Genomic DNA, 14,855 nt, shown 5'->3' with positions numbered 1-14,855 from the left:
GTTCCGCATGAGCCCCATGAGCCTGAGCATCCGCAACCAGATCCCCGGCACGGTCACCGCCATCACCTCCGGCACGGTCATGGCCACCGTCAAGGTCCGCCTCACCGGCGGCCAGGACCTCACCGCGGCGATCACCCTCGAGTCCGCCGAGGAACTCGGCCTCGCCGCGGGCACCGCCGTACGCGCCCTGGTGAAGTCGACGGAGATCGCCCTGGCCACCGCCCCGGTCGAGGGCCTGTCCATCCGCAACCAGCTGCCCGGCACGGTGACCGGCGTGACCACCGGCGGCGCGATGGCCTCCGTGAAGGTCGCCGTCGACGGCGGCGAACTGACCTCCGCGATCACCAAGGACGCCGTCACGGACCTCGCCCTGACCACCGGCACACCCGTCGTGGCCCTGATCAAGTCGACGGAGATCTCTCTCGCGACGGCGTAACGGGAAAGGGCCCCGCCGAAGCGGGGCCCTCCTCCACGACCACTGCGTCAGTCGTCGTACGCGTCCAGCGGCGGGCACGAGCACACCAGGTTCCGGTCGCCGAAGGCCTGGTCGATCCGGCGCACCGGCGGCCAGTACTTGTCGGCGGCCGACACCCCGGCCGGGAAGACGGCCTCCTCACGCGAGTACGCGTGCTCCCACTCCCCACCGAGCGCGCCCGCGGTGTGCGGCGCACCCCGGAGCGGGTTGTCCTCGGCCGGCCACTCACCCGCCCCGACCTTCTCGATCTCCGCCCGGATGGCGATCATCGCCTCGCAGAACCGGTCCAGCTCGATCAGGTCCTCGGACTCGGTCGGCTCGATCATCAGCGTGCCGGCCACCGGGAACGACATGGTCGGCGCGTGGAAGCCGTAGTCGATCAGCCGCTTGGCGACGTCGTCGACGCTCACGCCCGTCGCCTTGGTCAGCGGCCGCAGGTCGATGATGCACTCGTGCGCGACCAGCCCGCCCGGACCGGTGTAGAGCACGGGGTAGTGCGGCTCCAGCCGCTTGGCGATGTAGTTGGCGCTCAGCACGGCCACCTGCGTGGCCCGCTTCAGCCCCTCGCCGCCCATGAGCCGCACGTACGCCCACGAGATCGGCAGGATGCCCGCGGAACCCCAGGGAGCCGCGGAGATCGGCCCGACACCCGTCGCCGGTCCCGCGGCCGGCTGCATCGGGTGGTTCGGCAGATACGGCGCCAGGTGCGCCCTCACGCCCACCGGCCCGACGCCCGGACCACCGCCGCCGTGCGGGATGCAGAAGGTCTTGTGCAGGTTCAGGTGCGAGACGTCACCGCCGAAGTGCCCCGGCTTGGCGAGCCCCACCAGGGCGTTGAGGTTGGCCCCGTCGACGTACACCTGCCCGCCGGCCTCGTGCACCTGCGCGCAGATGTCGGCGACATGCTCCTCGAACACACCGTGCGTCGAGGGGTACGTGATCATCAGCACCGCCAGCTCGTCACGGTACTGCTCGATCTTCGCCCGCAGGTCCTCGACGTCGATCTCGCCGTCCTCGGCGGTCTTCACGACGACCACCTTCATCCCGGCCATCACGGCGCTGGCGGCGTTCGTACCGTGCGCGGACGACGGAATCAGGCACACGGTGCGCTGCTCGTCCCCGTTGGCCCGGTGATATCCGCGTACGGCGAGCAGTCCGGCCAGCTCGCCCTGCGATCCGGCGTTGGGCTGCAGGGACACCTTGTCGTACCCGGTGACCTCGGCGAGCCGCTCCTCGAGCTCACGGATGAGGGTGAGGTAGCCCTGCGCCTGCTCGGCGGGCGCGAAGGGGTGCAGCTGCCCGAACTCGGGCCAGGTGACCGGCTCCATCTCGGTGGTCGCGTTGAGCTTCATGGTGCAGGAGCCCAGCGGGATCATGCCCCGGTCGAGCGCGTAGTCACGGTCGGCGAGCCGGCGCAGGTAGCGCAGCATCGCGGTCTCGGAGCGGTGCTGCTGGAAGACCGGGTGGGTAAGGTAGTCGTCGGTGCGCAGCAGTCCTGCGGGCAGGGAGTCCTCGGTCGTCGCGTCCAGCGCCTCGATGTCGCCCTCGACCCCGAACGCGGACCACACGGCGCCCAGTTGGGCTCGCGCGGTGGTCTCGTCGCAGGCGATCGACACGTGGTCGGCGTCGGCCAGGTGAAGGTTGACGCCGTTCTCCCGTGCGGCGGCCACCACCTCGGCGGCGCGGCCCGGCACTCGCACGGTGAGCGTGTCGAAGTAGGAGCCGTGCACGACCTCGACACCACCGGCCCGAAGCCCCGCGGCGAGGATCGTGGCGTACCGGTGGGTGCGCCGCGCGATCGCCTTGAGCCCCTCGGGGCCGTGGTACACGGCGTACATCCCCGCCATGACGGCGAGCAGCACCTGGGCCGTGCAGATGTTGCTGGTGGCCTTCTCCCGCCGGATGTGCTGCTCACGGGTCTGCAGCGCGAGCCGGTACGCCTTGTGCCCGTCCGCGTCCACGGACACGCCCACGAGCCGCCCGGGCAGGCTGCGTGCGAACTTCTCGTGGACCGCCATGTAACCCGCGTGCGGCCCGCCGAAGCCCATCGGCACACCGAAGCGCTGTGTGGTCCCCACCGCGATGTCCGCGCCGAGCTCCCCGGGCGACTTCAGCAGCGTCAGCGCCAGCAGATCGGCGGCGACGGTGACGAGCGCGCCGAGCTCGTGCGCCTGCTCGATGAGCGGCTTGAGGTCGCGTACGACGCCGGAGGCGCCGGGGTACTGGACGAGCACGCCGTTGATCTCACGCGCGGCGACCTCGGCCGGAATGCCGTCGCTGAGGTCGGCGACCACGACCTCCACGCCGGTCGGCTCGGCGCGGGTCTCGATCACGGCGATGGTCTGCGGCAACACGTCCGCGTCGACCAGGAACAGGCCCTTCTTGTTCCTGCCCATGCGCCGGGACAGCGCCATCGCCTCGGCGGCAGCCGTCCCCTCGTCGAGCAGGGAGGCTCCGGAGGTGGGCAGCCCGGTCAGATCGGCGACCATGGTCTGGAAATTGAGCAGGGCCTCGAGCCGCCCCTGCGAGATCTCGGGCTGGTAGGGCGTGTAGGCCGTGTACCAGGCGGGATTCTCCATCACATTGCGCAGGATGACGGGCGGGGTGAAGGTCCCGTAGTACCCGAGCCCGATCATGGAGTCGAGCACCTGGTTGCGGTCGGCGAGCGAGCGCAGCTCGGCCAGCACCTCGGCCTCGGTACGCGCACCCGGCAGTTCCAGCGCATCCGAGTTCTTGATCACATCCGGCACCGCGGCGGCGGTGAGCTCGTCCAGCGAGCCGTATCCGACGTGTGCGAGCATCTTGGCCCGCGCCTCATGATGGGGCCCTATGTGGCGCTGCTCGAACGGGATTCCCTGTTCGAGCTCGGAGAGCGGAATGCGATGGGCGGTCATTGCGGAGGCCTCCTGGTCAGACACGACCTTCGAGGGGCACCACGGCACGGGTACCCGGACGGCCTCCCCCTCTGTCATCTCAACCTGAGAGCTTCACCGGATCACCCGAGGGCGTCCGGCTTTCACCGTCGGTGAGAGCGGGAGCTGTCGACACCCGCCCTGCTTTCCAGAGTGACCTCGTCCGCGCGGTACGTGAGCCTGAGAGATTCCGGGGAGGATTTGCTCCTTCGGCGCCTCCGATGATGTCTGGAGGACTCTCCCGCACGGTGTCAGCAGCCGCTGTCAGCCTACCAGCGAGCACAACATCCGATCCTTCGAGTGGCCGCCATCACCAATGTGCTCTTTTGTAGTGCTTACGGATGAGTTGCGACCAAGTGGAGGGCCCGTGCAGACCGACATCGATCCGCGCAACCTGATCGGCCGCAAGGCGTTCGACCGCAACGGCACCAAGCTGGGCACCATCGACGAGGTCTACCTCGACGACGCGACCGGTGTGCCGGAGTGGGCCGCCATACGCACCGGCCTTTTCTCCCGGGACGCCTTCGTCCCCCTGGAACCAAGCGAACTGATCGAGGGCACCCTCCACGTCCCCTTCGACCGGTCCCTGATCAAGGACGCCCCCGACTTCGGGGTCGGCCGCCACCTCTCCCCCGAACAGGAGCTCCAGCTCTACCACCACTACGGTCTGGACATCCCCGCTCCTTCCCCCTTCCCGGACCACGACTTCGGCAAGCTGGCGGGCACGGAGGACGCGGACGCCTAGAGCCTGCCCATCGGCCCTGACACGCCCTCACCCCTGCTGCCGCAATGGTGGAAGGATCCCTGGCCACGTCGTCGTCGGTCACCTGCGGGCAGATCGGGCCGGACGGGGCGCCCGAAGGCGGCGGACACCTCGTCCGCGAACTCGGCGAGGCGCCGGGGCTCACCCCGCCCGCATACCGGCGCTCCGCGGCATGCACCGCAGCAGCGGCTGACGCCACGGCCTCCTCCGCCTTGCAGCTGCACGATCCCTCCCCCGCTCTCGACTTCGCTCAGGCGGGCCCCATGCCCCCTCGGGGCGGCGGCAAGGCGTAGTTCCCTGCGGCCGACCTGATCCAGACGACAGGCACCTGCCCACTCCTGCCACCGCGCCGGGCCCCCGCGCGGACCGGCACGCCCCCCGCTCAGGCGCCGACCCCGTGCACGGAGGCCCCGGGTCTCGCCGCCACCAGCGGCAACGGGTCCGCCGGCTCCAGCTCAGGGTCGTCGGTGCGAAACGTCCGGACCCGTCCCGGCCCCGAATCCGGCGTCTCGAAGCGCACGGTCACCCGCCCGAGCCCACTTCCCTGCACCCACCCGTGCCCGAACTCGGCATGCCGCACATCGTGCCCGGCGGGCCAGCGCCGCTCGACAGCCACCTGCTGCTCCTCGACGGGCTCCTCGTCCGTCTCGTCCGCCGCATGTTCCACGCCTTCCCCGGCGGCCTGCGCGAACAGGTCCTCCTGCGTGTAGTCGGCCAGCCCGCTGACCCCGACCCCCAGCAGCCGCACACCCCCCGTGGTGTCCACCGAATCCAGCAGCCGGGCGGCAGCCTCCCGCACCACCCCCGGATCGTCCGTGGGCCCGCGCAGCGTCTCGGAACGGGTCAGCGTCGAGAAGTCGTAGCGCCGCACCTTCAGCACGATGGTCCGCCCCGAAAGACCCGCACCCCGCAGCCGCCGCACACACCGGTCGGCCAGCCGCTGCACCTCCAGCCCCACCCTGACCCGGTCGTGGATGTCCACGTCGTACGTGTCCTCGACCGATACCGACTTGGCCTCCCGCTCGGCCACCACGGGCCGGTCGTCCTGCGCCAGCGCCATGGCGTACAACGCGTGCCCATGGGCCTTGCCCAGCAGCCGGACCAGCTCGTCCTCACCGGCCTCGGCGATCTCAGCGACCGTGGTGATGCCGGCCCGCCGCAGATGGTCCCCCGTGGCCGGCCCCACCCCGGGCAGCATCCGCACCGACATCGGTCCCAGCTTGGCCCGCTCGGTCCCGGGCTCGACCAGCACCAGCCCGTTCGGCTTGGCCTCCTCGGAGGCGATCTTCGCGAGCATCTTGCAGGCAGCAAGGCCCACGGACCCGGTCAGCCCCGTATCCGCCCGTATGTCCGCGCGCAGCTTCTCCCCCACCAGCCGCGCCGACGCCGCGTCCCAGGCCGCGTCCCCGGCCTCCAGATCCACGAAGGCCTCGTCCAGACTCAGCGGCTCCACCAGCGGCGACAGCGAGTGCAGCAGACCCATGACCTGCTCGCTGATCGACCGGTAGAACCCGAAGCGCGGCACCAGATACGCGGCGTTCGGTGCCAGCCGCCGCGCCTGCGCCATCGGCATCGCCGACCGCACCCCGAAGACCCGCGCCTCGTACGAAGCGGTGGCGACCACCCCGCGCGGCCCGAGCCCGCCCACGATCACGGCTTTCCCGCGCAGACTCGGCTTGGATGCCTGCTCCGCCGAGGCGTAGAAGGCATCCATGTCGAGATGCAGGATCGTGGGCGCGTTTCTCACATCTCCGATGCTGCCTTACGCCACTGACAATGCCGTCCCACGAGCGCCCAAGGGCCCTGAGAAGCCGCGTGGACGCGGTCAGACCGCCCGGTTGCGCCGTCGTGCGAGCTCGTCCGCCGGATTGTGCCCGACCAGGGTCTCACCCGTGTCGATCCGCTCGCCGTGCAGCTGCGACAGCGCACTGTCCACGTCCCGCCACACCACGCCGACGGCGATCCCGAAGATCCCTTGGCCGCCCTGGAGCAGCGCGTGGACCTCGTCGGGCGAGGTGCACTCGTAGACCGTGGCGCCGTCGCTCATCAGCGTCATGCGCTCCAGATCCCGGAAGCCACGCTCACGCAGGTGCACCACCGCGGTGCGGATGTTCTGCAGCGACACCCCGGTGTCCAGGAACCGCTTGACGATCTTCAGGACGACGACGTCCCGGAAGCTGTACAGCCGCTGCGTGCCCGACCCGTAGGCGGGCCGCACGCTCGGCTCGACGAGCCCGGTACGGGCCCAGTAGTCCAGTTGCCGATAGGTGATGCCGGCGGCCGCACAGGCCGTCGGACCGCGATAGCCGATCTGCTCGGACGCCATGGACGCCGCCCCTCCGCTGCTCGGCACGGCCGCCGGCCGCTGCGGAGCATGATCGGCCGCGCTGCCGGGATGGGGGTCCCCCCAACTCGAACGAAGTTGAGAGCCTGGGGGAGGGTACGGACCGCTCTCCCCGAGACTGCGTCCGGGGCCACCCCCAGCCGTACCGTCGCCGCTGCTTCTCACGCCGACCTCCGTCCTTGACCTGCCATCTCGACGGTAGGCAGTCACCAGGGGTGCGTCAACGATCGCCACACTCGGCACGCCGGGTGATAATCACCCTAAGAGTGGTTTCCCGCACCCCACCGCGGGGAAAGGCTAGCCGAATGCGCTCGGAGGAGACCGCAGGACGCTCTCACTGGCCGTTGGCACTTGCCGGCATATGAGCCGTGACCGCGGCGAAGCGGCCCGCTGCGGAATCCGGTTCCGCATGGGCCGACCACGCCTCACTGGCTGCTTGTCCCGAAGTCCTCCGGCGAGATCTGGTCGAGGAACTCGCGGAACTTCTCCACCTCGTCCTCCTGCTCATCCGGAATCGCGATGCCTGCGTCGTCCAGCACGCCGTCGCTGCCGTAGATCGGCGTTCCGGTGCGCAGGGCCAGCGCTATGGCGTCGGACGGACGGGCACTGACTTCGACTCCGCTGGCGAAGACCAGCTCCGCGTAGAAGACGCCCTCACGCAGATCCGTGATGCGTACTTCGGTCAGCTCCTGACCGACGGCCTCCAGCACGTCCTTGAACAGGTCGTGGGTCAGCGGTCGTGCGGGGGCCATGCCCTGCTGGGCGAAGGCAATGGCAGTCGCCTCCCCCGGCCCGATCCAGATGGGGAGGTAACGGTCGCCTCCCACTTCACGCAGGAGCACGATCGGTTGGTTGGAGGGCATTTCGACCCGGACACCTACGACATCGAGCTCGTTCACACAGCAACCCTAGGACCTGCCCGGGACGTTTGGGTAGTCGAGCCGAGAACGGGAGGCCGATCCGGCCTCCGCAGACCCGCCGGACTCAGGGCAGTCGCACACCGAGCGCGGTCTGCACGAGGGCGGCGTGCAGCTTCACCGTGAGCGCCGCCAGCTCCTTGGTACGCGCCTCGGCATGCGCCCTGGTCTGCGGATTGCGGTGGCGCTTCAGCGGGGCCACCACCTGGTCCACCAGCCCGGCCTCACGGTCGGCTGCGCCCTTCATGGCCCTGAGGTGCCGCGGTTCGATCCCGAACCGCCCGAGCTCGACGACGAGCGAGGCCACGGTCACCGTCTCGGCGTCGTACGCCCCGTCCGGCAGCGGGGCGACCAGGCCGTACGACTCCCACTCCGCGAGTTCCTGCTCGCCGATCCCGGCGGCCGCGAGCAGCTCGGCCCGCCCGATCCGAGCCGCGGTGGGCCCCTCGGGCGCTTCGAGCAGGGCCTCACCGTCCCGCTGACGTCCCACGACGGGCAGCGGGACTGCCTCACCGCGCTCCATGGCGTCCAGATGCTCGCGGATCACCTTGAGAGGCAGATAGTGGTCCCGCTGCATCCTCAGCACGTGGCCGAGGCGCTCGACGTCGTCCGCGCTGAACTTGCGATACCCCGACGGGGTGCGCTGCGGCTCGATGAGCCCTTCCGACTCCAGGAAACGGATCTTGGAGATGGTGACTTCGGGGAACTCGTCGCGCAGCACGTTCAGCACCGTGCCGATGCTCATCAGACCGCTGTCCGTGCCGGCGGTGCCGTGCCCGGCACCGCCGCTCGGTGTTCGAAGCATGGACATTCCCTTGGGGTCCCCCCGGACGGGGTCTGGGGGGAGGGTCAGTAGCCCCGCTGGCTTGCGTAGAACACCAGCCGGTACTTTCCGATCTGCACCTCGTCACCGTTGTTCAGAGCGACCTGGTCGATCCGCTCGCGGTTGACGTACGTGCCGTTCAGACTGCCCACGTCGGCCACCGTGAACGAGCCGTCCGCGCCACGGCGGAACTCCACGTGCCGACGCGAGACCGTCACGTCGTCCAGGAAGATGTCGCTCTGCGGGTGACGCCCAGCCGTGGTCAGATCGCCGTCCAGCAGGAAGCGGCTGCCCGAGTTCGGCCCGCGGCGCACCACCAGGAGCGCGGAGCCGAGCGGCAGCGCGTCCACGGCCGCCTGCGCCTCGGGAGAGAGCGCCGGCACCTGTGTCTGGCCGGTGACCTCGGCGTCGTAGGCCTCGATGCCGGAAATCGAGATCGTGGACGTCGTCTCGGACGGCCGCTCGGCCGCGCCGCCGGGCCGCAGCGGGGCGCCGCAGTTGGAGCAGAAGCGGCTGTTCTCCGCGTTGCGGTTACCGCACCTCGTACACACCAGGGCCGACATAGGGGAAAACCCTCCACCCGTACTTGAGGTTGACGGTTGCCCGAAACCTATGCCGCCGGACTGCGCAGGGTCAACAGACGGCGCGCCCTGACCTCCGGGAATGTCACCACCCGGCCCAGGGACCTGGTCCCGGAACAGCGGCCGCTGGCCCTCCGCATCGGGCTGTGCGCGATGACGAGCGGTCGCGTTGTCGCTACCCTCTCGCGCGCTCTTGCCGAACAACTTCGCAAACAACTTCACGGGCGATTCCCCTTGACCGAAACAGACCCGCCCGTGGGGCAGGACGAACCCTGATTGCATACACCGGCCGACCCGGACATCCTCACAACGTCCGTATCCACCAGACAGTTTCCACCACGCACCACCCATTCGGTGCGCCGACCCCCCGCAACCTCATGCCCCCGCCGGACGTCCCCCATGCACCGCTTGTTCACTGGGAGGACGACCGAGCGTAGTCAGGCCGCTTCGCCGCTCGCAAGGCGTCCACGACGATCTTGTTCGACCGCTCGACGGCCACGGTGGCCTGCTCCTTCTCCAGAGTCTGCACCACGCCTCCCGGGATGTTGAGCGCCGGTTCGAGGTCCGCCGGCTTGCCGATGACCTTGAAACGAAAGGGAGCGTTGATCTTGTTCCCGTCGACGCTCACGCTCTTGCCCGAGTCGGTGAGGTAGGTGTTGGCGACGACTCGCACGTTGTTCACCTGGATCGCCTCCGCCCCGGCCGCACGCAGCTCCTGGATCGCGTCGAGCAGCATGTCCGCCTGGACCGTCCCCTTCTTGTCCTCGATGGTCATCGTGATGCCGGGCCCCTGCGCGGCCACCGTGCCCGCCAGAATGCCGAGTTGCTTCTCCTTCTCGACGGTCTGCTTGCGGGCCTCCTCGGCCTGGTTGGAGCTGTTCTCCAGCTCGTCGCGCTGCTTCTCCAGTCCCTGCTTCTCGTCCTCAAGACGCTGTGTACGGTCGTCGAGTTCATCCAGGATGCGAACGAGATCTTCCTGACGCGCGCCGCGCAGGGCGCTGTCGCTGTTGCTGTTCGAAGCCACCTGGACGGCCAGGCCGAAGCCGAGGCCGAACAGCAGGACGGCGACGATGAGTTGGGCGCGGGTGACGCGCGGCGGCCAGAGGCCCTTCACCAGCCGCTGCCGCCCGGTGAGGGAGGGCTGCTCCTCCTCGGGAGCCGCCGTCACGTTCTCCTCGGGAGCCTCCGTCGCCTCGGGCTCCGACGCGGGGACCTCCTCCGGAAGTTCCTTGCGCAGCCTGTTCTCCGGCGTCTCTTCGTTGTCGCTCATCGGCCTCACGCCCGGAACACGTGCCGGCGGATCGCCGCGGCGTTCGAGAAGATGCGGATCCCGAGCACCACGACGACACCGGTGGACAGCTGGGCGCCCACACCCAACTTGTCGCCCAGGAACACGATCAACGCCGCCACGACCACGTTGGACAGGAACGACACCACGAAGACCTTGTCGTCGAAGATCCCGTCGAGCATGGCCCGCAGACCACCGAAGACGGCGTCGAGCGCCGCGACGACGGCGATCGGCAGGTAAGGCTCGACGACCGCCGGAACCTCAGGCCGGACCAAAAGCCCGGCCACCACTCCCACTACGAGGCCCAGTACGGCGATCACGATGTGCCCTTCTCAGTCTTCTCGGTTGTCGGCTGTGCTGTACGTACGATCACACTCGGTGCGGCAGGCAGCCGGAGGTCGCCTTCCACGGAGATGCTGGTCCGGATGCCGTAGGTCTCCTGCAGGGCGTGCAGATACAGCCCGTCGGCGCTGTTCTGGAACCTGCTGCTCAGCTGCTTCCCGTTCCCCACGGCCAGCACCGTATAGGGGGGAACCAGCGGCTTGTTGTCGACCAGTATCGCGTCCCCCGCGGCCCGGATCGCCGAGAGCGCCGTCAGCCGCTGCCCATTGATCGAAACGGCCTCGGCCCCCGACTCCCACAGCCCGTTGACCACACGCTGCATGTCACGGTCGCGTACTCGACCGGTGTCGGAGAAGTCCGAGGTCTCGCGCGGGTTGCCGTTGCCGCCGCTGGTTGCTTCCTTGGCGTCGTTCACGACCAGTTTCACGCCGGGACCGTGCACTTCGACGGCGCCCGACAAAATCCCCACCAGCTCCGACTGATCTCCACTGCCGCTCTTCTTGAGAGCCTCCCGCTGGTGCGCGCTCACATCGTCGCGCAGCTTGTCGACGGAGCCCTCCAGCTTGTCCGCCGACGTGGTCTCCCGGTCGATGCGGTTGATCAGTTCCTCGCGCTCCTTGGCGACGACGGGAGCCGCCACCCGCGCCTGGGCCGCTCCGACGGTCACGACGAGGGCCGCGAGCACCAGCCCGGCGGCCAGGCCGAGCCTGGCCCGAAGGGTTTTCGGGAGAGCGCTGTCGCCCGCGGCCTTCTTCCTGGCGGCCGCCTCGGCGTAGCCGTCGTCCAGGCTGTGGTCCATGACGTTGGTGAGCAGCGACATGGAAGCGTCCGGGCGCGAGGGGCGCGTGGGTGTGCTCCGAACGGGGGGCTGCTGCGGCATGCCGCACATCGTCGCATGTCGCGGCCACTACCTCCGAATGGCCCCACCGGCGTGCCGGACGGACCCCCTCGGGGACGCCTGTCCGGCACGCGCGCGTGCTGCGTTTTTCAGCGGCCGGCGCTGTCCACGACCGCCGACCACTCGTCGAGCAGAGCCTGCGCGGAGGCATCGTCCGGCCCCTCGGCCCACAGGTGGGTGACCGCTTCGGCCGGGTCGGGCAGCACCATCACCCAGCGCCCGTCCGTCTCCACCACCCGCACACCGTCGGTGGTGTCCACGAAGCGGTCTCCGGCCGCCTCGACCACACGCCGCATCACAAGTCCCTTGACGGCCCAGGGAGTCGCAAGGTCCCGCTTGAGGACGTGTGCCCGCGGAATCCGGGCGTCGATCTGGCTGAGCGTGAGCTGCGTCCGCGCCACCAGCCCGATCAACCGTACGAAGGCCGCCGTACCGTCGAAGACGCTGCTGAACTCCGGGACGATGAAGCCGCCCTTGCCGTCACCGCCGAAGATGGTCGAGTCGTCGCCTCCGACCCTGGTCAGGTCGTCGGGCGAGGTCGTCGTCCACTCCACCTGCGTGCCGTGGTACGCCGCAACCTGCTCCGCGATCCTCGTCGTGGTCACCGGCAGCGCCACCCGCCCGCTGCGCCGCTCAGCGGCCACCAGATCCAGCATGACGAGCAGCGCCCGGTCGTCCTCGACGATCCGGCCCTTCTCGTCGACCAGCGACAACCGCTCGCCAACCGGGTCGAACCTCACCCCGAACGCGGCCCGCGACGACGCCACGATCTCACCGAGCCGCACCAGCCCCGACCGCCGCACCTCGGCGGACTCCGTGGGCCGCGACTCGTCGAGCCCGGGATTGATGGTCAGCGAGTCCACCCCCAGCTTGCCCAGCAGGCTGGGCAGGACAAGCCCGGCGCTGCCGTTCGACGCGTCGACGACGACCTTCAGTCCGGACTCGCTGATCCCTGTCGTGTCGACATTACGCAAGAGCGAGCCGGTGTACGAGTCAAAGACGCTGGCAGGGAAGTGCAGGTCCCCGATCTCTCCGGGGAACGCACGCCGGTACTCCTGCCGCGCGAACACCCGGTCCAGCTTTCGCTGGCTGCCCTGCGACAGATCGGCGCCGTTCCCGTCGAAGAACATGATGTCCACGGAGTCCGGCACCCCGGGCGTGGTCCGGATCATGATCCCGCCGGCGCTGCCCCGAGCCGTCTGCTGCCGGGCAACGGGCAGCGGTACGTTCTCCAGGTCCCGTACGTCGATGGCGCTGGCCTGCAGGGCGGAGATGACCGCCCGCTTCAGCGCACGGGCGCCACGGGAGTGGTCGCGGGCCGTGGTGACGGTGGAGCCCTTCTTCAAAGTCGTCGCGTAGGCGCCGGCCAGGCGTACGGCGAGCTCGGGCGTGATCTCCACGTTCAGGATGCCGGAGACCCCGCGAGCACCGAACAGATGCGCCTGGCCCCTGGACTCCCAGATGACCGAGGTGTTGACGAAGGCGCCGGCCTCGATGGTCTTGAACGGGTAGACCCGCACATTGCCCTGAACGATCGATTCTTCACCGATGAGGCACTCGTCGCCGATGACCGCACCGTCCTCGATCCGAGCGGCACGCATGATGTCGGTGTTCTTTCCGACGACGCAGCCACGCAGATTACTGTGCTGCCCCACGTACACGTTGTCGTGCACAACGGCCTTGTGCAGAAACGCACCGCTCTTCACAACGACGTTCGAGCCGACGACGGTGTGCTCACGAATTTCGGCACCGGCTTCGACCTTGGCGTAGTCACCGATGTAGAGCGGGCCGCGCAGCACGGCGTCGGGATGCACCTCGGCACCCTCGGCCACCCACACACCCGGGGACATCTCGAAGCCGTCGATCTCGACGTCGACCCTGCCCTCCAGAACGTCTGCCTGCGCCTTCACATAGCTCTCGTGCGTACCGACGTCCTCCCAGTACCCTTCCGCGACATAGCCGTAGACAGGCTTGCCTTCCTTCATCAGCTGCGGGAAGACATCCCCGGACCAGTCCACGGGCACATCGGGCTCGACATAGTCGAAAACTTCGGGCTCCATCACATAGATGCCCGTGTTCACCGTGTCGGAGAAGACCTGGCCCCAGGTGGGCTTCTCGAGGAAGCGCTCGACCTTTCCTTCTTCGTCGACGATCGTGATACCGAATTCCAGCGGATTCGGCACGCGCGTCAGACAGACAGTGACAAGCGCACCCTTCTCCTTGTGGAAACTGATCAGCTCGGTGAGGTCGAAGTCGGTCAGGGCATCACCGGAGATGACGAGGAAGGCATCGTCCTTCAACGCCTCTTCGGCGTTCTTGACGCTTCCTGCGGTACCGAGTGGCTTCTCCTCGTTGGCATAGGAGAGCTCCATTCCGAGCTCCTCGCCGTCACCGAAGTAGTTCTTGACCAATGAGGCCAGGAACTGGACAGTTACGACGGTCTCGTTCAGCCCATGCCTTTTGAGCAGCCGTAGCACATGCTCCATGATCGGCCGGTTGGCCACGGGCAGGAGCGGCTTGGGCATGCTTGAGGTCATGGGGCGAAGGCGTGTGCCTTCACCTCCGGCCATCACGACGGCCTTCATGTCGGAAGCGTCCTCCTCAAAGAGACGACGGTCTAGCCGACTTCACCCGCCCAGATTGTCCCGCACTTTTCCGCCGAGGGCCATCCGGCCACTACGGCCGCGGCAATCGGCGAGTTCAATCGGCCATGGCGTCCGCGCGGACGAGGCGGCGGACTTGTACCACGTAGAGGACTCCTGCCCACCAATAGAGCGTTGTACCCCATCCAGCGAACGCCCATCCGAAAATAGCAGCGAGTGACGAGATCCATCCAGTTCCGTCACTGAGCAGGAGCAACGGGAAGGCGTACATCAGGTTGAAGGTGGCCGCCTTCCCCAGGAAGTTCACCTGCGGCGGCGGATAGCCGTGCCGCCGGAGGATCCACACCATCACCAGCAGGACGAGCTCGCGCGCCAGAAGTACAGCGGTCAACCACAATGGCAGAATCCCACGCCAGGTGAGGCCGACCAACGTCGAGAGAATGTAGAGCCGGTCGGCCGCGGGGTCGAGCAGCCGGCCAAGGCTGCTGATCTGGTTCCAACGCCGCGCCAGCTTGCCGTCCAGGTAGTCACTGACCCCGCTCAGAGCCAGCACCAGCAGCGCCCACGTGTCACTCTTGGGCCCCCCGAACTCAGGCCTGAGGATCAGCCACAGAAAGACCGGCACGCCGACGAGACGCGCCATGCTGAGGATGTTGGGGATGGTGAGGACCCGGTCCGTCTGTACGCGGGTCTCCTGGACCTCCACCCGGGAGCCTCCTGTGGGAAACGTGCCAACGATGCCCCCTGACCTTACCTCAACGCAAAAAAGCTCTGGCTCTTGGGCTGTTGCCCAAGAGCCAGAGCTCTAAAAGGAGTTCGGCGGCGTCCTACTCTCCCACAGGGTCCCCCCTGCAGTACCATCGGCGCTGTAAGGCTTAGCTTCCGGGTTCGGAATGTAACCGGGCGTTT

General features: G+C 68.6%; 14 protein-coding genes, 1 rRNA gene and 1 riboswitch. Of the genes, 3 read left to right on the top strand and 12 right to left on the bottom strand.

Annotated features, from left to right (window positions below; translation table 11 throughout):
- Positions 1–16 precede the first annotated feature (16 nt).
- Entirely contained in the window at positions 17–436 is a 420-nt protein-coding gene (locus ACWC1K_RS27285; RefSeq protein ID WP_450835378.1) for a TOBE domain-containing protein, read from the top strand.
- Between the two features lie 47 nt (positions 437–483).
- Here ACWC1K_RS27285 and gcvP read toward each other — a convergent pair whose 3' ends face one another.
- Positions 484–3,369 (bottom strand): aminomethyl-transferring glycine dehydrogenase, encoded by a 2,886-nt coding sequence (gcvP, locus tag ACWC1K_RS27280; RefSeq protein ID WP_450835054.1) that lies wholly within the window; start codon positions 3,367–3,369, stop codon positions 484–486.
- A gap of 176 nt (positions 3,370–3,545) precedes the next feature.
- Positions 3,546–3,641, bottom strand: a riboswitch (glycine riboswitch).
- 113 nt (positions 3,642–3,754) lie between these two features.
- Between gcvP and ACWC1K_RS27275 the strand changes: the two genes are divergently transcribed.
- Complete coding sequence (locus ACWC1K_RS27275; RefSeq protein WP_344405270.1) at positions 3,755–4,132, top strand: PRC-barrel domain-containing protein; 378 nt, start codon at positions 3,755–3,757, stop codon at positions 4,130–4,132.
- A gap of 44 nt (positions 4,133–4,176) precedes the next feature.
- On the top strand, positions 4,177–4,443 hold the full coding sequence (locus ACWC1K_RS27270) for a hypothetical protein (protein WP_450835386.1): 267 nt from the start codon (positions 4,177–4,179) through the stop codon (positions 4,441–4,443).
- Positions 4,444–4,532: 89 nt separating this feature from the next.
- On the opposite strand, the gene ACWC1K_RS27265 is transcribed toward ACWC1K_RS27270, so the two are convergent.
- From ACWC1K_RS27265 to rrf, 11 genes are all read right to left on the bottom strand, one after another.
- On the bottom strand, positions 4,533–5,897 hold the full coding sequence (locus tag ACWC1K_RS27265; RefSeq protein ID WP_450835052.1) for a DNA polymerase IV: 1,365 nt from the start codon (positions 5,895–5,897) through the stop codon (positions 4,533–4,535).
- A 78-nt stretch (positions 5,898–5,975) separates the two neighbouring features.
- Entirely contained in the window at positions 5,976–6,659 is a 684-nt protein-coding gene (locus tag ACWC1K_RS27260; RefSeq protein ID WP_450835050.1) for a MerR family transcriptional regulator, read from the bottom strand.
- A 260-nt stretch (positions 6,660–6,919) separates the two neighbouring features.
- Positions 6,920–7,393, bottom strand: coding sequence for a bifunctional nuclease family protein (locus tag ACWC1K_RS27255; RefSeq protein ID WP_004002801.1), 474 nt, complete (start codon positions 7,391–7,393; stop codon positions 6,920–6,922).
- 85 nt (positions 7,394–7,478) lie between these two features.
- On the bottom strand, positions 7,479–8,216 hold the full coding sequence (gene ftsR, locus ACWC1K_RS27250) for a transcriptional regulator FtsR (protein ID WP_450835049.1): 738 nt from the start codon (positions 8,214–8,216) through the stop codon (positions 7,479–7,481).
- 44 nt (positions 8,217–8,260) lie between these two features.
- Complete coding sequence (locus ACWC1K_RS27245) at positions 8,261–9,166, bottom strand: FHA domain-containing protein (protein ID WP_450835047.1); 906 nt, start codon at positions 9,164–9,166, stop codon at positions 8,261–8,263.
- A 61-nt stretch (positions 9,167–9,227) separates the two neighbouring features.
- Positions 9,228–10,085, bottom strand: coding sequence for a DUF881 domain-containing protein (locus ACWC1K_RS27240; RefSeq protein ID WP_450835045.1), 858 nt, complete (start codon positions 10,083–10,085; stop codon positions 9,228–9,230).
- Between the two features lie 5 nt (positions 10,086–10,090).
- Entirely contained in the window at positions 10,091–10,423 is a 333-nt protein-coding gene (locus ACWC1K_RS27235) for a small basic family protein (RefSeq protein WP_003988855.1), read from the bottom strand.
- Positions 10,420–11,325, bottom strand: a complete 906-nt coding sequence (locus tag ACWC1K_RS27230) for a DUF881 domain-containing protein (protein ID WP_450835044.1) — start codon at positions 11,323–11,325, stop codon at positions 10,420–10,422. Before ACWC1K_RS27230 ends, ACWC1K_RS27235 begins: the two co-directional genes overlap by 4 nt.
- Positions 11,326–11,432: 107 nt before the next feature.
- Positions 11,433–13,928 (bottom strand): sugar phosphate nucleotidyltransferase, encoded by a 2,496-nt coding sequence (locus ACWC1K_RS27225; RefSeq protein WP_450835042.1) that lies wholly within the window; start codon positions 13,926–13,928, stop codon positions 11,433–11,435.
- A gap of 115 nt (positions 13,929–14,043) precedes the next feature.
- Positions 14,044–14,652: a CDP-alcohol phosphatidyltransferase family protein gene (locus tag ACWC1K_RS27220; protein WP_450835040.1), complete on the bottom strand. Its 609-nt coding sequence runs from the start codon at positions 14,650–14,652 to the stop codon at positions 14,044–14,046.
- A gap of 108 nt (positions 14,653–14,760) precedes the next feature.
- Positions 14,761–14,855: ribosomal RNA gene (gene rrf, locus ACWC1K_RS27215) — 5S ribosomal RNA — on the bottom strand; the annotation flags it as partial.

The organism is Streptomyces sp. NPDC001492 (genome assembly GCF_053597275.1).
This window is presented reverse-complemented; position numbering and strand designations above follow the sequence as displayed.

Coding starts and splice junctions, on each gene's coding strand:
- ACWC1K_RS27225 (WP_450835042.1), bottom strand. CDS start 13,928: ATGAAGGCCGTCGTGATGGCCGGAGGTGAAGGCACACGCCTTCGCCCC.
- ACWC1K_RS27230 (WP_450835044.1), bottom strand. CDS start 11,325: ATGCCGCAGCAGCCCCCCGTTCGGAGCACACCCACGCGCCCCTCGCGC.
- ACWC1K_RS27245 (WP_450835047.1), bottom strand. CDS start 9,166: ATGGGTGGTGCGTGGTGGAAACTGTCTGGTGGATACGGACGTTGTGAG.
- gcvP (WP_450835054.1), bottom strand. CDS start 3,369: ATGACCGCCCATCGCATTCCGCTCTCCGAGCTCGAACAGGGAATCCCG.
- ftsR (WP_450835049.1), bottom strand. CDS start 8,216: ATGCTTCGAACACCGAGCGGCGGTGCCGGGCACGGCACCGCCGGCACG.
- ACWC1K_RS27270 (WP_450835386.1), top strand. CDS start 4,177: ATGGTGGAAGGATCCCTGGCCACGTCGTCGTCGGTCACCTGCGGGCAG.
- ACWC1K_RS27240 (WP_450835045.1), bottom strand. CDS start 10,085: ATGAGCGACAACGAAGAGACGCCGGAGAACAGGCTGCGCAAGGAACTT.
- ACWC1K_RS27285 (WP_450835378.1), top strand. CDS start 17: ATGAGCCTGAGCATCCGCAACCAGATCCCCGGCACGGTCACCGCCATC.